18 protein-coding genes are annotated in these 17,387 nt (G+C 70.3%); 17 read left to right on the top strand and 1 reads right to left on the bottom strand.

Annotation, left to right across the window (positions count from 1 at the left end):
• Positions 1-45: 45 nt before the first annotated feature.
• The 4 genes from ACZ4LX_RS23620 to nusB all read left to right on the top strand — a co-directional run bounded on the left by ACZ4LX_RS23620 (position 46) and on the right by nusB (position 3,166).
• A complete protein-coding gene (locus ACZ4LX_RS23620; RefSeq protein WP_467648468.1) occupies positions 46-918 on the top strand; it encodes a Pro-rich N-terminal domain-containing protein in 873 nt (290 codons plus the stop codon).
• 90 nt (positions 919-1,008) lie between these two features.
• Entirely contained in the window at positions 1,009-2,115 is a 1,107-nt protein-coding gene (locus tag ACZ4LX_RS23625) for a M24 family metallopeptidase (RefSeq protein WP_467648471.1), read from the top strand.
• Positions 2,116-2,165: 50 nt separating this feature from the next.
• Entirely contained in the window at positions 2,166-2,732 is a 567-nt protein-coding gene (efp, locus tag ACZ4LX_RS23630) for an elongation factor P (RefSeq protein ID WP_014157376.1), read from the top strand.
• Positions 2,733-2,734: 2 nt separating this feature from the next.
• Entirely contained in the window at positions 2,735-3,166 is a 432-nt protein-coding gene (gene nusB / locus ACZ4LX_RS23635) for a transcription antitermination factor NusB (protein WP_024490948.1), read from the top strand.
• Between the two features lie 168 nt (positions 3,167-3,334).
• Here nusB and bldD read toward each other — a convergent pair whose 3' ends face one another.
• Positions 3,335-3,835 carry a transcriptional regulator BldD gene (gene bldD / locus ACZ4LX_RS23640; protein ID WP_018103903.1) on the bottom strand — a complete coding sequence of 167 codons (501 nt, stop codon included), beginning with the start codon at positions 3,833-3,835 and terminating at the stop codon, positions 3,335-3,337.
• A 222-nt stretch (positions 3,836-4,057) separates the two neighbouring features.
• On the opposite strand from bldD, the gene pyrR reads away from it, so the two are divergent.
• From pyrR to ACZ4LX_RS23705, 13 genes are all read left to right on the top strand, one after another.
• A complete protein-coding gene (pyrR, locus tag ACZ4LX_RS23645; protein ID WP_467648475.1) occupies positions 4,058-4,642 on the top strand; it encodes a bifunctional pyr operon transcriptional regulator/uracil phosphoribosyltransferase PyrR in 585 nt (194 codons plus the stop codon).
• Between the two features lie 86 nt (positions 4,643-4,728).
• Positions 4,729-5,724 carry an aspartate carbamoyltransferase catalytic subunit gene (locus tag ACZ4LX_RS23650; protein ID WP_467648526.1) on the top strand — a complete coding sequence of 332 codons (996 nt, stop codon included), beginning with the start codon at positions 4,729-4,731 and terminating at the stop codon, positions 5,722-5,724.
• A 2-nt stretch (positions 5,725-5,726) separates the two neighbouring features.
• Positions 5,727-7,013 (top strand): dihydroorotase, encoded by a 1,287-nt coding sequence (locus ACZ4LX_RS23655; RefSeq protein WP_467648478.1) that lies wholly within the window; start codon positions 5,727-5,729, stop codon positions 7,011-7,013.
• Positions 7,010-7,612, top strand: a complete 603-nt coding sequence (locus tag ACZ4LX_RS23660; RefSeq protein ID WP_467648482.1) for a PH-like domain-containing protein — start codon at positions 7,010-7,012, stop codon at positions 7,610-7,612. The genes ACZ4LX_RS23655 and ACZ4LX_RS23660 overlap by 4 nt, the downstream gene beginning before the upstream one ends.
• Positions 7,609-8,751, top strand: coding sequence for a glutamine-hydrolyzing carbamoyl-phosphate synthase small subunit (carA, locus tag ACZ4LX_RS23665; protein WP_467648486.1), 1,143 nt, complete (start codon positions 7,609-7,611; stop codon positions 8,749-8,751). Before ACZ4LX_RS23660 ends, carA begins: the two co-directional genes overlap by 4 nt.
• Positions 8,744-12,052, top strand: a complete 3,309-nt coding sequence (carB, locus tag ACZ4LX_RS23670) for a carbamoyl-phosphate synthase large subunit (RefSeq protein WP_467648490.1) — start codon at positions 8,744-8,746, stop codon at positions 12,050-12,052. The genes carA and carB overlap by 8 nt, the downstream gene beginning before the upstream one ends.
• Positions 12,053-12,135: 83 nt before the next feature.
• Positions 12,136-13,245, top strand: a complete 1,110-nt coding sequence (locus ACZ4LX_RS23675; protein WP_467648494.1) for a quinone-dependent dihydroorotate dehydrogenase — start codon at positions 12,136-12,138, stop codon at positions 13,243-13,245.
• Positions 13,242-14,081, top strand: a complete 840-nt coding sequence (gene pyrF / locus ACZ4LX_RS23680) for an orotidine-5'-phosphate decarboxylase (RefSeq protein ID WP_467648497.1) — start codon at positions 13,242-13,244, stop codon at positions 14,079-14,081. The genes ACZ4LX_RS23675 and pyrF overlap by 4 nt, the downstream gene beginning before the upstream one ends.
• A gap of 245 nt (positions 14,082-14,326) precedes the next feature.
• Positions 14,327-14,650 carry an integration host factor gene (locus ACZ4LX_RS23685; RefSeq protein WP_024490957.1) on the top strand — a complete coding sequence of 108 codons (324 nt, stop codon included), beginning with the start codon at positions 14,327-14,329 and terminating at the stop codon, positions 14,648-14,650.
• Positions 14,651-14,688: 38 nt separating this feature from the next.
• The gene (gene gmk, locus ACZ4LX_RS23690; RefSeq protein WP_467648503.1) at positions 14,689-15,306 is read left to right on the top strand and encodes a guanylate kinase; all 618 of its coding nucleotides are present in this window, start codon (positions 14,689-14,691) and stop codon (positions 15,304-15,306) included.
• Positions 15,307-15,398: 92 nt separating this feature from the next.
• Positions 15,399-15,671 carry a DNA-directed RNA polymerase subunit omega gene (gene rpoZ / locus ACZ4LX_RS23695; RefSeq protein ID WP_003970369.1) on the top strand — a complete coding sequence of 91 codons (273 nt, stop codon included), beginning with the start codon at positions 15,399-15,401 and terminating at the stop codon, positions 15,669-15,671.
• A 146-nt stretch (positions 15,672-15,817) separates the two neighbouring features.
• A complete protein-coding gene (gene coaBC, locus ACZ4LX_RS23700; protein WP_467648505.1) occupies positions 15,818-17,020 on the top strand; it encodes a bifunctional phosphopantothenoylcysteine decarboxylase/phosphopantothenate--cysteine ligase CoaBC in 1,203 nt (400 codons plus the stop codon).
• A gap of 239 nt (positions 17,021-17,259) precedes the next feature.
• Positions 17,260-17,387 (top strand): S-adenosylmethionine synthetase N-terminal domain-containing protein (locus tag ACZ4LX_RS23705; protein ID WP_279617324.1); only part of this gene is annotated, 128 nt, incomplete at its 3' end.

Below are 17,387 nucleotides of genomic sequence, written 5' to 3' on the forward strand. Positions count from 1 at the left end.
CGTTCCACCAGCGCCAGTTGCCTGTACGAGACGGAGTGCCACCGGATGCAGCACGCAGTGGGGGCCCCGCTGCCGCCGCCCCAGGGACCCGGAAACGGACCTGTCGGCTGGCCGCACCAGTCCCAGCACCCCGGCCACCCGGGTCCGCCCCTCCCGCCCCCGGCCGGACCGCCCGCCCAGCCCCCCGCCGGGCGCCCGGGGCCGCCGCCCGTCGCACCACCCGCCCCGCAGCAGGGCTGGACCGGTCCCGCGCCGCACCACGCCCCCGTTCCGGTCTCCAGGGAGACCACCGGGCACATCCAGCTGCCGCCGGGCGGGCCCGTACCGCTGCCCGCGCCGCCCGCCGAGCCCGGTACCGGCAACGCGACCCTGGCCGTGCTCCTGATCGGGCCGGCAGGCGCCGGAAAGACCACGGTGGCCAAGCTCTGGGCCGCCCGCCGCCGCGTCCCCACCGCCCACGTCAGCCTCGACGACGTCCGCGAGTGGGTCTGCTCCGGCTTCGCCGACCCGCAGGCGGGGTGGAACGACCAGTCGGAGGCCCAGTACCGGCTGGCCCGCCGCACCTGTGGCTTCGCGGCCCGCAACTTCCTGGCCAACGGCATCTCCTGCATCCTCGACGATGCCGTCTTCCCCGACCGGCCCGTCGTCGGCCTCGGCGGCTGGAAGCGCCACGTCGGCCCCGGACTGCTTCCCGTCGTCCTGCTGCCGGGCTTGGAGATCGTCCTGGAGCGCAACGCCGCCCGCAGCGGCAACCGCCGTCTCTCCGACGAGGAGGTCGCCCGGATCCACGGCCGGATGGCCGGCTGGTACGGCTCCGGGCTGCCGATCATCGACAACTCCACCTACGACGTGGAGACCACTGCCCGCGTCCTGGACGACATACTGGCCCGCTCCCTCGCCAGCCCGCCGGCCTGGTGAGCCGGCGGCCCGTCCGCCGACGAGCGGGCGCACCCCCCGGGCGGGTGCGCTGACCGCGCGGGCCCGCGCTCACACTCGTACGCTCGATGCATGTCAGAGGTGTACGCCGTCCGCCGCGGGCTGCTCCGCGACCGGTGCGCCGCCGTCGGATCCGCGGCCGCCCTGGTCTCCCGCCCCGCCAATGTCCGCTACCTGGCGGGCGGAGCGCCCCCGGGGGCCGTGCTGCTGCTCGGCCCCGACGAGGACGTCCTGCTCTGCCCGCGCCCTCCGAGCGGTGATCCGTCCGACGGGCGCACCGACGACCGGCTCCGGGTGGATCTGCTGTCCGTGACCGGCGGTGATCCCGTGGTCGCGGCCGCGGACCTGGCCGCGGCGGGCGGTGCGGAGTCGCTGGCCGTCGAGGAACACGATCTGACCGTTGCCAGGCACCGGGCCATGGCCTCGGTCGCCCCCAGGCTCCGGCTGGCCGACCTCGGTGCCAACGTCGAGCAGCTGCGCATCGTCAAGGACGAGGAGGAGATCGGCTGTCTGCGGATCGCGGCCGAGATCACCGACCAGGCGCTGGGTGAACTCCTCGAATCGATCCTGGTCGGCCGCACGGAGCGGCATCTCGCCCTCGAACTCGAACGCCGGCTGGTCGATCACGGCGCCGACGGCCCGGCCTTCGCGACCTCGGTCGCCACCGGTCCCCATTCCGGCCGAGGCCGTCACCGGCCCTCGGACCGTCGGGTGGAAGAAGGAGATTTTCTCTCCGTGTGCCTCGGTGCCAGCTACCGCGGATACCGGTGCGAGATCGGCCGCACCTTTGTCATCGGTACGGCGCCGGCCGACTGGCAGATCGACCTCTACGACCTGGTTTTCGCCGCTCAGCGGGCCGGACGCGAGGCTCTCGCACCCGGTGCCGCCTACCGTGACGTGGACCGTGCCGCCCGTCAGGTACTGGACTCCGCGGGCCATGGTGAGGGCCTCGCGCCGTGGACCGGGCACGGGGTGGGGCTCGAAATCGACGAGGACCCGCAGCTGGCACCTGGAGCCATGGGTAAACTGGACGCTTGTGTGCCGGTCACCGTCGAACCGGGGGTCCACCTCCCGGGCCGGGGCGGGGTCCGGATCGATGACACGCTCGTCGTGCGCCCCGAGGCGGACGGCGGACCCGAGCTACTCACCATTACGACCAAGGAGCTGCTCGCGCTCTAGCGCGCATCCTCGGTCGTTCCACCAGCTTCAGTCCAGGAGATTCCGCAACCGTGGCTTCCACGAACGACCTCAAGAACGGCCTGGTGCTCAAGCTCGACGGAGGCCAGCTCTGGTCCGTCGTCGAGTTCCAGCACGTCAAGCCCGGCAAGGGCCCGGCCTTCGTGCGCACCAAGCTCAAGAACGTGCTGTCCGGCAAGGTCGTCGACAAGACGTTCAACGCCGGCGTGAAGGTCGAAACGGCCACCATTGACCGGCGCGACATGCAGTTCTCGTACATGGACGGCGAGTACTTCGTCTTCATGGACATGGACACCTACGACCAGCTGATGGTCGACCGCAAGTCTGTCGGCGACGCCGCCAACTTCCTGATCGAGGGCTTCACCGCCTCCGTCGCCCAGCACGAGGGCGAGGTGCTCTACGTCGAGCTGCCGGCCGCCGTCGAGCTGACCATCCAGCACACGGACCCGGGCGTCCAGGGCGACCGGTCCACCGGTGGCACCAAGCCCGCCACGCTGGAGACCGGCTACGAGATCGGTGTCCCGCTCTTCATCACCACCGGTGAGAAGATCAAGGTCGACACCCGCTCGGGCGATTACCTCGGCCGGGTGAACAGCTAACCGTGGCTGCCCGGAACACGGCCCGCAAGCGAGCCTTCCAGATCCTCTTCGAGGCCGACCAGCGCGGTGAGTCCGTGCAGACGGTCCTCGCGGACTGGGTCCGGCACTCGCGGTCCGACACCCGTCAGCCGCCGGTCACCGAGTACACGATGGAGCTCGTCGAGGGGTACGCGCAGTACGCGGACCGGATCGACGACCTCATCGTCACCTACGCCGTGGACTGGGAGATCGACCGCATGCCGGTCGTCGACCGGAACATCCTGCGGCTCGGTGCGTACGAGCTGATCTGGGTGGACGCGACACCCGACGCGGTGGTGATCGACGAGGCGGTGCAGATCGCCAAGGAGTTCTCCACCGATGACTCCCCGTCCTTCGTGAACGGCCTGCTGGCCCGTTTCAAGGACCTCAAGCCGAACCTTCGCCGGGAGCAGTAGCCCTGGCGGCGTTCTGCCGACGAAGGGCCCACGGTCATGAGACCGTGGGCCCTTCGGCATTTCCGTGGACCTGCCCCGGTGCGGGCTGTCCGAAAACGCGGACGCCGGGCCCGGCAGGGCACCGAAAAGGGCCCCGCCGGACCCGGCGGTACGTTTCTTCTGGGAGGGTCAGCCCTCGTCGTGGGCGACCGCGCGGCGCGCGTCCGCGTCGAGGACGCCCCAGCTGATCAGCTGCTCCGTGAGCACGGACGGCGACTGGTCGTAGATCACGGCCAGCGTGCGCAGGTCGTCCTGGCGGATCGAGAGGACCTTGCCGTTGTAGTCGCCGCGCTGGCTCTGGATCGTGGCCGCGTAGCGCTGCAGGGGTCCGGCCTTCTCCGGCGGGACGTGGGCGAGGCGCTCAAGCTGGAGGACGAGCTTCGGCGGCGGCTCGGCAGCCCCGCCGGGGGTCGTGCCGGGCAGGAGTTCCTGCACCGGAACGCCGTAGAAGTCCGCCAGCTCGGCAAGGCGCTGGACGGTGACGGCGCGGTCGCCGCGCTCGTACGAGCCGACCACGACGGCCTTCCAGCGGCCCTGGGACTTCTCCTCCACGCCATGGAGGGAGAGGCCCTGCTGGGTGCGGATGGCGCGGAGCTTGGCCCCGAGCTGTTTTGCGTATTCGCTGGACATAAGGCTCCCCGGACGCTGGAACATTGTGCGGCTCCGCCGCGTGGCTGGTAACTCACTGTGAGGTTACGCAGCGTTACTTGGGTGCGTCAAGCTGAATGGTCCGGACCGGTACCTCCCGGGGGTGGGGGCAAGGGCCCTGCTCAGGGCCTGGTAACGTGAATGACGCAATTTCGACGTCCTTTAAGATCCGTCCAGTGAGGCGGAGAAGGAGGTCCGTTTCTTATGGACGCACAGCACGACGCCACCGGCAATGCGGCACGCCCCGTTCTCGAGGCTCCCGACATCGCCCGAGTACTGACCCGCATCGCCCACGAGATCGTCGAACGCGCCAAGGGCGCCGACGACGTGGTGCTCCTCGGCATCCCGACCCGGGGCGTCTTCCTCGCCCGCCGGCTCGCCGACAAGCTCGAAGAGATCACCGGCCGCACCATCCCGGTCGGATCGCTCGACATCACCATGTACCGCGACGACCTGCGCATGCGCCCCGCGCGCGCCCTGGCCCGCACCGAGATCCCCGGCGAGGGCATCGAGGGCCGCCTGGTCGTCCTCGTCGACGACGTCCTCTTCTCCGGCCGCACGATCCGCGCCGCTCTCGACGCGCTCGGCGACATCGGCCGGCCCCGCGCGGTGCAGCTCGCGGTCCTCGTCGACCGCGGACACCGCGAGCTCCCGATCCGTGCCGACTACGTGGGCAAGAACCTCCCCACGTCGCTGCGGGAGACGGTCAAGGTCCAGCTCGCCGAGGAGGACGGCCGCGACGCCGTGCTGCTCGGGGTCGAGCAGGCCGCCCCGGCGGTCGGGCAGTAGCTGCCCTCTCCGTACGGCCCACTGCCGTACGGCGGCTTCCGCACGCCCGCATGCCTGAACCCTCCAGCCACCCGGAGAACACCCAGATGAAGCGCCACCTCATCTCGGCCGCCGACCTCACCCGCGACGACGCCGTCCTGATCCTCGACACCGCCGAGGAGATGGCCAGGGTCGCGGACCGGCCGATCAAGAAGCTCCCGACCCTGCGCGGCCGTACCGTCGTCAACCTCTTCTTCGAGGACTCGACGCGTACCCGCATCTCCTTCGAGGCAGCCGCCAAGCGGCTGTCCGCCGACGTCATCAACTTCTCCGCCAAGGGATCCTCGGTCTCCAAGGGCGAGTCGCTCAAGGACACCGCGCTGACCCTGGAGGCGATGGGCGCCGACGCCGTCGTCATCCGGCACGGCGCCTCCGGCGCCCCGTACCGCCTGGCCACCTCCGGCTGGATCGACGGCGCGGTCGTCAACGCCGGTGACGGCACGCACGAGCACCCCACCCAGGCACTCCTGGACGCCTTCACCATGCGCCGCAGGCTGGTCGGTCCCGACACCGGGCTCGGCAAGGACCTCGACGGCCGCCGGATCACGATCGTCGGCGACATCCTGCACAGCCGCGTCGCCCGCTCCAACGTCCACCTGCTGACCACCCTCGGCGCCCACGTCACCCTGGTGGCCCCGCCCACCCTGGTCCCCGTCGGCGTCGAGCAGTGGCCCTGCGACGTCAGCTACAGCCTCGACGAAATGCTGCCGGACTCGGACGCTGTGATGATGCTTCGTGTGCAGCGTGAGCGGATGAACGCCGCGTACTTCCCGACCGAGCGCGAGTACTCCCGCCGCTACGGCCTGGACGGCGAGCGGATGGCCAGGATGCCCGGGCACGCCATCGTCATGCACCCCGGCCCGATGGTCCGCGGCATGGAGATCACCGCCGAGGTCGCCGACTCCGACCGGTGCACGGTCGTCGAGCAGGTCGCCAACGGCGTCTCGATCCGCATGGCCGTGCTCTACCTGCTGCTCGGCGGATCCGAGCCCGCCGCACCTGCCGCCCCCGCCGTCCACGCCCGTACCGAGGAGAACAAGTAACCATGAGCAAGATCCTTATCCGCGGCGCGAAGGTCCTCGGCGGCGCACCCCAGGACGTCCTCATCGACGGCGAGACCATCGCGGCGGTCGGCACCGGGCTCGACGCCGGCGACGCCACCGTGATCGAGGCGGCGGGCCAGATCCTGCTGCCCGGCCTGGTCGACCTCCACACCCATCTGCGCGAGCCCGGCCGCGAGGACTCCGAGACCGTCCTCACCGGCACCAAGGCCGCGGCCGTGGGCGGCTTCACCGCCGTGCACGCCATGGCCAACACCTTCCCGGTCGCCGACACCGCCGGCGTCGTCGAGCAGGTCTGGCGGCTCGGCAAGGAGTCCGGCTACTGCGACGTGCAGCCCGTCGGTGCCGTCACCGTGGGCCTGGAGGGCAAGCAGCTCGCCGAGCTCGGCGCCATGCACGACTCCGCCGCCGGAGTGAAGGTCTTCTCCGACGACGGCAAGTGCGTCGACGACGCGGTCATCATGCGCCGCGCCCTGGAGTACGTGAAGGCGTTCGACGGGGTCGTCGCCCAGCACGCCCAGGAGCCCCGCCTCACCGAGGACGCCCAGATGAACGAGGGCACCGTCTCGGCCGAGCTCGGGCTCGGCGGCTGGCCCGCCGTGGCCGAGGAGTCGATCATCGCCCGCGATGTCCTGCTCGCCGCGCACGTCGGCTCCCGCGTCCACATCTGCCACCTGTCGACCGCCGGATCCGTCGAGATCGTCCGCTGGGCCAAGTCCAAGGGCTGGGACGTCACCGCCGAGGTCACCCCGCACCACCTCCTCCTCACCGACGAGCTGGTCAGGTCCTACAACCCGGTCTACAAGGTGAACCCGCCGCTGCGCACCGAGGCCGACGTCGTGGCCCTGCGCGAGGCGCTGGCCGACGGCACCATCGACTGCGTCGCCACCGACCACGCCCCGCACCCGCACGAGGACAAGGACTGCGAGTGGGCCGCGGCCGCCATGGGCATGGTGGGCCTGGAGACCGCGCTCTCCGTCGTCCAGCAGACGATGGTGGAGACCGGTCTGCTCGACTGGGCCGGCGTCGCCGACCGCATGTCCGCGCGCCCCGCGGCCATCGGCCGCCTCGACGGACACGGCCGGCCCGTCTCGGAGGGCGAGCCCGCCAACCTCACCCTGGTCGATCCGGCATACCGTGGAGCAGTGGACCCCGCGGGCTTCGCCTCCCGCAGCCGCAACACCCCCTACGAGGGGCGCGAGCTGCCGGGCCGAGTGACGCACACCTTCCTGCGGGGCCGTGCCACGGTCGTCGACGGGAAACTCGCGTGACAACACTCAGCCCCACCCACCAGCTCTACCGACTGGCCGCCGAGCAGAAGTCGGCGGAGGTCACCGACTGGTCCGCCCGCATCAGCTGGGTGATCGGACTGCTTGTCCTCATCGCCTTCGTCTACTGGCTGATGCGCCAGGGATGGAAGTGGCGCGGCAGCCTCCAGTCCGGCCTCTCCGGCCTCGCGACCACCCCGGACGGCTTCTCGGACGGCGAGAGGCTGCTCACACTGACCGGGCGCTACCACGCCTCGACGACGGCCGGGCAGTGGCTCGACCGCATCGTCGCCCATGGCCTCGGCACCCGCAGCCGCGTCGAGCTCACCCTCACCGCACAGGGCCTCGACGTCGTACGGCCCGGCGCGACGGACTTCTTCGTCCCCGCCGCCGACCTGCGCGAAGCCCGGACCGACAAGGCCCTCGCGGGCAAGGTCCTGCCCGAGGGCGGACTCCTGGTCATCACCTGGGCGCTCGGCGACCAGCTGATCGACTCCGGATTCCGTTCCGACCACTCGGCCGAACACGCCGCCTGGGTCGAAGCCGTCAACGGCCTCACCAGCACTCATCTCACCAGCACTACGGAAGGCACCGCACGATGACGATCTCCACCCGGGGAGCCGCCAAAGCTCCCGCCGTACTCGTCCTGGAGGACGGCCGCTCCTTCCGCGGCCGCGCCTACGGGGCTGTGGGGGAGACCTTCGGTGAGGCCGTGTTCTCCACCGGCATGACCGGCTACCAGGAAACGCTGACCGACCCCTCGTACCACCGCCAGGTCGTCGTGATGACCGCCCCGCACGTGGGCAACACCGGTGTGAACGACGAGGACCCCGAGTCCAAGCAGATCTGGGTCTCCGGCTACGTCGTGCGCGACCCCGCCCGGGTGCCCTCCAACTGGCGCTCGCAGCGCTCGCTCGACGAGGAGCTGGCCACCCAGGGCGTCGTCGGCATCAGCGGCATCGACACCCGCGCGCTCACCCGCCACCTGCGCGAGCGCGGCGCGATGCGCGTCGGCATCTTCTCCGGCAACGCGATCGCCGACGAGGGCACGCTCCTCGCCCGGGTGCGCCAGGCCCCCGAGATGAACGGCGCCGACCTCTCCGCCGAGGTCGCCACCAAGGAGACGTACGTCGTCCCCGCGATCGGCACCAAGAAGTTCACCGTCGCCGCGATCGACCTCGGCATCAAGGGCATGACCCCGCACCGGATGGCCGAGCGCGGCATCGAGGTGCACGTCCTGCCCGCCACCGCCACCCTGGAGGAGGTGTACGCGGTCCGGCCCGACGGAGTCTTCTTCTCCAACGGCCCCGGCGACCCGTCCACCGCCGACCACCCCGTCTCCGTCATGCAGGGCGTCCTGGAGCGCGGGACCCCGCTCTTCGGCATCTGCTTCGGCAACCAGATCCTGGGCCGCGCGCTCGGCTTCGGCACGTACAAACTGAAGTACGGCCACCGCGGCATCAACCAGCCCGTGCAGGACCGCTCGACCGGCAAGGTCGAGGTCACCGCGCACAACCACGGCTTCGCCGTCGACGCCCCGCTCGACAAGGTCTCCGACACCGCCTACGGGCGTGCCGAGGTCTCCCACGTCTGCCTGAACGACCAGGTCGTCGAGGGCCTTCAGCTCCTCGACCGGCCGGCCTTCAGCGTCCAGTACCACCCCGAAGCAGCCGCCGGCCCGCACGACGCCGCGTACCTCTTCGACCGCTTCGTATCCCTGATGGAGGGCCAGCGTGCCTAAGCGCTCCGATATCCAGTCCGTCCTGGTCATCGGCTCCGGTCCGATCGTCATCGGCCAGGCCGCCGAGTTCGACTACTCCGGCACCCAGGCCTGCCGCGTTCTCAAGGCCGAGGGCCTGCGCGTCATCCTGGTGAACTCCAACCCGGCGACGATCATGACCGACCCGGAGATCGCCGACGCCACGTACGTCGAGCCGATCACCCCCGAGTTCGTCGAGAAGATCATCGCCAAGGAGCGCCCCGACGCGCTGCTCCCGACCCTGGGCGGCCAGACCGCGCTCAACACCGCGATCTCCATGCACGAGAACGGTGTCCTGGAGAAGTACGGCGTCGAGCTGATCGGCGCCAACGTCGAGGCCATCAACAAGGGCGAGGACCGCGAGCTCTTCAAGGGCGTCGTGGAAGCCGTCAAGGCGAAGATCGGCTACGGCGAGTCCGCCCGCTCGGTCATCTGCCACTCGATGGACGACATCATGAAGGGCGTCGACACCCTCGGCGGTTACCCCGTCGTCGTCCGCCCCTCCTTCACCATGGGCGGCGCCGGCTCCGGCTTCGCCCACGACGAGGAGGAGCTGCGCCGCATCGCCGGACAGGGCCTCACGCTCTCCCCGACCACCGAGGTGCTCCTGGAGGAGTCCATCCTCGGCTGGAAGGAGTACGAGCTGGAGCTGATGCGCGACAAGAACGACAACGTCGTGGTCGTCTGCTCGATCGAGAACTTCGACCCGATGGGTGTCCACACGGGTGACTCGATCACCGTCGCCCCGGCGATGACGCTCACCGACCGCGAGTACCAGCGGCTGCGCGACATCGGCATCGCGATCATCCGCGAGGTCGGCGTCGACACCGGTGGCTGCAACATCCAGTTCGCCATCGACCCGGTCGACGGCCGGGTCATCGTGATCGAGATGAACCCCCGCGTCTCCCGCTCCTCGGCGCTCGCCTCCAAGGCCACCGGCTTCCCGATCGCCAAGATCGCCGCCAAGCTGGCCGTCGGCTACACGCTCGACGAGATCCCCAACGACATCACCGAGAAGACCCCGGCCTCCTTCGAGCCGACCCTCGACTACGTCGTCGTCAAGGCCCCCCGCTTCGCCTTCGAGAAGTTCCCCTCCGCCGACTCCACCCTCACCACCACCATGAAGTCGGTGGGCGAGGCCATGGCGATCGGCCGGAACTTCACCGAGGCGCTGCAGAAGGCCCTGCGCTCCCTGGAGAAGAAGGGCTCGCAGTTCGCCTTCACCGGTGAGCCCGGCGACAAGGCCGAGCTGCTGGCCGAGGCGGTCCGCCCGACCGACGGCCGGATCAACACCGTCATGCAGGCGATCCGGGCCGGCGCCACCCAGGAGGAGGTCTTCGCGTCCACGAAGATCGACCCGTGGTTCGTCGACCAGCTCTTCCTCATCAAGGAGATCGCCGACGAGCTGGCCGAGGCCGACGAGCTCGGCCCCGAGCTGCTGGCCGAGGCCAAGCGGCACGGCTTCTCGGACGTCCAGATCGCCGGGATCCGCGGCCTGCGCGAGGACGTCGTCCGCGAGGTCCGGCACGCGCTCGGCATCCGCCCGGTCTACAAGACGGTCGACACCTGCGCCGCCGAGTTCGCCGCGAAGACGCCGTACTTCTACTCCTCCTACGACGAGGAGAGCGAGGTCGCGTCCCGCACCAAGCCCGCGGTGATCATCCTCGGCTCCGGCCCCAACCGCATCGGGCAGGGCATCGAGTTCGACTACTCCTGCGTCCACGCCTCCTTCGCCCTGAGCGACGCCGGCTACGAGACCGTGATGGTCAACTGCAACCCGGAGACCGTCTCCACGGACTACGACACCTCCGACCGTCTGTACTTCGAGCCGCTGACGCTGGAAGACGTGCTGGAGATCGTGCACGCCGAGTCCCTCGCGGGCCCGATCGCCGGTGTCATCGTCCAGCTCGGCGGTCAGACCCCGCTGGGTCTGTCGCAGGCGCTCAAGGACAACGGCGTGCCCGTCGTCGGCACCTCCCCGGAGGCGATCCACGCAGCCGAGGACCGCGGCGCCTTCGGCCAGGTGCTGGCAGAGGCCGGCCTGCCGGCCCCCAAGCACGGCACCGCCACCACCTTCGCCGAGGCCAAGGCCATCGCCGACGAGATCGGCTACCCCGTCCTCGTACGCCCCTCGTACGTGCTCGGCGGCCGGGGCATGGAGATCGTGTACGACGAGAGCCGGCTCTCCTCGTACATCGCCGAGTCCACCGAGATCAGCCCCACCCGGCCGGTCCTCGTCGACCGCTTCCTCGACGACGCCATCGAGATCGACGTCGACGCGCTCTACGACGGCACCGAGCTCTACCTCGGCGGCGTCATGGAGCACATCGAGGAGGCCGGCATCCACTCCGGCGACTCCGCCTGCGCCCTGCCCCCGATCACGCTCGGCGGCTACGACATCAAGCGGCTGCGCGCCTCCACCGAGGGCATCGCCAAGGGCGTCGGCGTCCGCGGACTGATCAACATCCAGTTCGCGCTCTCCGGCGACATCCTCTACGTCCTCGAAGCCAACCCGCGCGCCTCCCGCACCGTCCCCTTCACCTCGAAGGCGACCGCGGTCCCGCTCGCCAAGGCCGCCGCCCGCATCTCGCTGGGCGCGACCGTCGCGGAGCTGCGCGAGGAGGGGCTGCTGCCCAGGAACGGCGACGGCGGCACCCTGCCGCTCGACGCGCCGATCTCCGTCAAGGAGGCCGTCATGCCCTGGTCGCGCTTCCGCGACATCCAGGGCCGCGGCGTCGACACGGTCCTCGGCCCGGAGATGCGCTCCACCGGTGAGGTCATGGGCATCGACTCGGTCTTCGGCACGGCGTACGCCAAGTCGCAGGCCGGCGCGTACGGCCCGCTGCCCACCAAGGGCCGCGCCTTCATCTCCGTCGCCAACCGCGACAAGCGCACGATGATCTTCCCGGCCCGTGAGCTGGTCGCCCACGGCTTCGAGCTGATGGCCACCTCCGGCACGGCCGAGGTGCTCAAGCGCAACGGCATCAACGCGACCGTCGTGCGCAAGCTGTCCGAGGGTGTGGGCCCGAACGGCGAGAAGACGATCGTCCAGCTGATCCACGACGGCGAGGTCGACCTCATCGTCAACACGCCGTACGGAACCGGCGGCCGGCTCGACGGCTACGAGATCCGCACCGCGGCCGTCGCCCGGTCCGTACCGTGCCTCACCACGGTCCAGGCGCTCGCCGCGGCCGTCCAGGGCATCGACGCCCTCACCCACGGAGACGTCGGCGTACGTTCCCTCCAGGAACACGCGGAACATCTGACGGCAGCACGCGAATAGCGGCCCAGGAGGGGGACACCGGAAACGGTGTCCCCCTCTTCGCGAGCACACCGACGCGCCGACACCACCGAGGACACACCCCGATGTACAAGCTCTTCTTCCAGCTCGCCTTCCAGCGGATGGACCCCGAGCAGGCCCACTACCTGGCCTTCCGCTGGATCCGCCTCGCCGCCCGCACCCCAGTCCTGCGCACCTTCGTCGCCGCCGCGCTCGCTCCCCGCTACAAGGAGCTGCGCACCGAGGCCCTCGGTCTGCGGATGCACGGCCCCTTCGGGCTGGCCGCCGGCTTCGACAAGAACGCGGTCGCGATCGACGGCATGGCCATGCTCGGCTTCGACCATGTCGAGATCGGCACGGTCACCGGTGAGCCGCAGCCGGGCAACCCGAAGAAGCGTCTGTTCCGCCTTGTCGCGGACCGCGCGCTGATCAACCGCATGGGCTTCAACAACGAGGGTTCGGCCGCTGTTGCCGAGCGTCTGGCCGCCCGCAACCCGGTCTTCCGGACCACCGTGGGTGTCAACATCGGCAAGACGAAGACCGTCGCCGAGGCCGACGCCGCCGCCGACTACGTGAAGTCCACCGAGCGGCTCGCCGCACATGCCGACTACCTCGTGGTCAACGTCTCCTCGCCCAACACCCCGGGACTGCGCAACCTCCAGGCCACCGAGTCGCTGCGCCCGCTGCTGACCGCGGTGCGCGAGGCGGCCGACCGGACCGTCAACGCCCGCCGGGTCCCGCTGCTCGTCAAGATCGCACCCGACCTCGCGGACGAGGACATCGACGCAGTCGCCGATCTCGCCGTCGAACTGGGTCTGGACGGGATCATCGCCACCAACACCACCATCGCCCGCGAGTCCCTGGGCCTGAAGTCCCCCGCCTCCCTGGCGAAGGAGACCGGGGGCCTGTCCGGCGCACCCCTCAAGGAGCGCTCCCTGGAGGTCCTGGGGCGCCTGTACGCGCGCGTGGGGACCCGGATCACCCTGGTCGGCGTAGGCGGCATCGAGAACGCCGAGGACGCCTGGCAGCGCATCCTCGCAGGCGCCACTCTCGTCCAGGGCTACAGCGCCTTCATCTACGAGGGCCCGTTCTACGCCCGCGCGATCCACAAGGGCCTGGCCGCGCGCCTGGCCGCCTCGCCGTACGCCACCCTCGCCGACGCCGTCGGCGCGGAAACCAGGAAGGCCGCGAAATGACCCAGCAGCCCTTCGGCGCGCGTCTGCGCCACGCCATGGACACCCGTGGGCCGCTCTGCGTCGGCATCGACCCGCACGCCTCCCTGCTGAGCTCCTGGGGGCTCGGCGACGACGTCGCGGGCCTGGAGCGCTTCACCCGTACGGTCGTCGAGGCACTGGCCGACCGGGTCGCGGTGCTCAAGCCGCAGTCCGCGTTCTTCGAGCGGTTCGGCTCACGCGGTGTCGCCGTACTGGAGAAGGCCGTCGAGGAGGCCAGGGCGGCCGGCGCGCTGGTCCTGATGGACGCCAAGCGCGGCGACATCGGCTCCACCATGGGTGCCTACGCAGCGACCTACCTGGACAAGGACTCGCCGCTGTTCTCGGACGCGGTCACCGTCTCGCCGTACCTCGGCTTCGGTTCGCTGCGGCCCGCGCTGGACGCCGCGGCGTCTTCCGGGTCCGGTGTCTTCGTGCTGGCCCTCACCTCCAACCCGGAGGGCGCCGAGGTACAGCGCGCCACCGCAGCCGACGGCCGCTCGCTGGCCCAGGTGATGCTGGACCACATGGCCGCCGAGAACGCGGGCGTCACCCCGCTCGGCTCGGTCGGCGCGGTGGTCGGGGCGACGCTCGGCGACGCCGGCGCGGACCTCGCGATCAACGGCCCGCTGCTCGCGCCCGGCATCGGCGCCCAGGGGGCGACGCCCGCGGATCTGCCGGGCGTCTTCGGGAACGCGGTCGGCAATGTGGTGCCCAGCGTCAGCCGGGGCGTGCTGCGCCACGGTCCGGACGCGTCAGGGCTGCGCGAAGCCGCCGAACGGTTCGCGGACGAGGTCCGTGCGGCCGTCTCGGACCGCTGACACTGCCACGTAACGCGCTGTTGACGGAATACTGACCAGAAATCTCAGGTGTTATGCCAGGAATGTCCTGGTCGGCTAAGGCTGACCAGGACTTTTAGTCCGTTCTCGCTGACTCCGGCGGCCGTGGCCGCTAGTCTCCGTCGAGAGCCAACGAGCACAGGTTGTTCGCGGCTCACCAGGTGAGGGGCGATCCCGCTGCCTCGCCGGTCCGTATCCGACAGAACGACATCCGAGGTGACGTAGGCGTGGCTCTTCCGCCCCTTACCCCTGAACAGCGCGCAGCCGCGCTCGAAAAGGCCGCCGCGGCTCGCCGGGAGCGGGCCGAGGTCAAGAATCGACTCAAGCACTCCGGCGCCTCCCTCCACGAGGTCATCAAGTCGGGCCAGGAGAACGACGTCATCGGCAAGATGAAGGTCTCCGCCCTGCTTGAGTCCCTGCCCGGCGTGGGCAAGGTCCGCGCCAAGCAGATCATGGAGCGGCTCGGCATTTCCGAGAGCCGCCGGGTCCGGGGTCTCGGCTCCAACCAGATCGCATCCCTGGAGCGTGAGTTCGGCGGCAGTCCCGCCTGACGTTCTCAGGCACTCCTGAGAACCTGGATAATCGCTCCATGGCTGCAACATCCCGGGGGACGTCCCCCGTACCCCCGGACGTACGTCCGCGGCTGACCGTGCTCTCCGGCCCCTCGGGGGTCGGCAAGAGCACGGTCGTCGCGCATATGCGCAAGGTCCACCCCGAGGTCTGGCTCTCCGTGTCGGCGACGACGCGCAAGCCCCGCCCCGGTGAACGCAACGGTGTCCACTACTTCTTCGTGGACAACGAGGAGTTCGACAAGCTGATCGCCAACGGTGAGCTGCTGGAGTGGGCCGAGTTCGCCGGCAACCGCTACGGCACGCCGCGCCGCGCCGTGCAGGAGCGGCTGGAAGCCGGTGAGCCGGTGCTGCTGGAGATCGACCTCCAGGGTGCCCGGCTGGTCCGGCAGTCCATGGCCAATGCCCAGCTGGTCTTCCTCGCGCCGCCGAGCTGGGACGAGCTGGTGCGCCGGCTCACCGGCCGCGGAACCGAGGCGCCCGAGGTGATCGAGCGCCGTCTCGGTGCAGCGAAGATCGAACTGGCCGCCGAATCCGAGTTCGATACGACGCTTGTCAACACCTCCGTCGAGGATGTGGCGCGCGAGCTGCTAGCCTTGATGCTGGAGGCTTCCGGCCCCCGTGCCGGCGGCGAATGAGCGCAACGAACGCACCGACACAAGGGCGCCGGCCACAGAGCCCCTGACTGTCAAAGATTTCTTTGATCTTCACCCCCTTCGGAAGGCAGAGAGTGTCCTCTTCCATCACCACGCCCGAGGGCATCATCAACCCGCCGATTGATGAGCTCCTCGAAGCAACCGACTCGAAGTACAGCCTCGTGATCTACGCCGCCAAGCGCGCGCGCCAGATCAACGCGTACTACTCGCAGCTCGGTGAGGGACTCCTCGAGTACGTCGGTCCGCTCGTCGACACCCACGTCCACGAGAAGCCGCTCTCGATCGCGCTCCGCGAGATCAACGCGGGCCTGCTCACCTCCGAGGCCATCGAGGGCCCCGCGCAGTAAGCAGGAAAACGCACCTTCACCACAGGCCCGGCGGTCGCGACCGCCGGGCCTGTGGTGTGTCCCGGGGCGACGGACCCGGGCCGGCGACGGTGAGGCAGCATGGGGGATGTACGGAGCGCGTACGTATCCGAGTGCGGGGAGACGCAGTGGACAAGCCGAAGGTCGTTCTGGGGGTCAGCGGCGGCATCGCCGCGTACAAGGCGTGCGAGCTGCTGCGCCGGCTGACCGAGTCCGGACATGACGTACGGGTCGTCCCGACCGAGTCGTCGCTCCACTTCGTGGGTGCCGCCACCTGGTCGGCGCTCTCCGGCCACCCGGTCTCCACCGAGGTCTGGAACGACGTCCACGAGGTCCCGCACGTGCGGATCGGACAGCACGCCGACCTCGTCGTCGTCGCCCCCGCCACCGCCGACATGCTCGCCAAGGCAGCTCACGGCCTGGCCGACGACCTGCTCACCAACACCCTGCTCACCGCTCGGTGTCCGGTCGTCTTCGCGCCCGCCATGCACACGGAGATGTGGGAACACCCCGCGACCCAGGAGAACGTCGCCACGCTGCGCCGTCGCGGCGCCGTGGTCATCGAACCCGCGGTCGGGCGCCTCACCGGTGTCGACACCGGCAAGGGCCGGCTGCCCGACCCGGCCGAGATCTTCGAGGTCTGCCGCCGCGTCCTGGCGCGCGGCCCCGTCGCCCCCGACCTCGTCGGACGGCACGTGGTGATCAGCGCGGGCGGCACCCGGGAGCCGCTCGACCCGGTCCGCTACCTCGGCAACCGCTCCTCCGGCAAGCAGGGGTACGCGCTCGCCCGCACCGCGGTCGCCCGTGGTGCCCGGGTCACGCTCGTCGAGGCCAACACCGGACTGCCCGACCCGTCCGGCGCCGACATCGTGCGCGTCGGCACGGCGGTGCAGCTGCGCGAGGCCGTACTGAAAGCGGCGGCGGACGCCGACGTCGTGGTGATGGCGGCGGCGGTCGCCGACTTCCGCCCCACCGAGTACGCCCAGGGAAAGATCAAGAAGAAGGACGGCCAGGAGCCCGCCCCCATCGTCCTCGTGCGCAATCCCGACATTCTCGCCGAGGTGTCCGGCCGGCGCGCCACGCCCGGGCAGATCGTCGTCGGATTCGCCGCCGAGACCGACGACGTCCTCGCCAACGGCCGGGAGAAGTTGCGCCGCAAGGGCTGCGATCTGCTGGTGGTCAACGAGGTGGGGGAGCGCAAGACCTTCGGCTCGGAGGAGAACGAGGCGGTGGTGCTCGCGGCCGACGGCGGCGAGACACCCGTGCCCCATGGGCCCAAGGAGGCTCTCGCCGACACGGTCTGGGATCTCGTGTCGGCACGTCTCGGGTGATTTTCCCGTGTCCTCGCCCTGCGGTCCGACCCCTTGCGCATGCGGGCGCGAACGGCGTCGGGACGGCCCTCGGGGCCTTCTGGACGCCGGCTCCGCATGTTACAGATCCGCCAAAGGGCGAGACACGTTGTCCGGGAGCGGGGGCCGACCGATAAACTGGTCCAGGTTCGTACCGGGCGCAGCTCCCGGGCCGACCGCCAAATGATCAGCCAGCAGCCGCTGCAACCCCAGGGAGCGATGTGTCCCGCCGTCTCTTCACCTCGGAATCCGTCACCGAGGGTCATCCCGACAAGATCGCTGACCAGATCAGCGACACGATTCTCGACGCGCTTCTGCGCGAGGACCCGACGTCGCGCGTCGCCGTCGA

The organism is Streptomyces sp. NPDC026062, assembly GCF_055568375.1.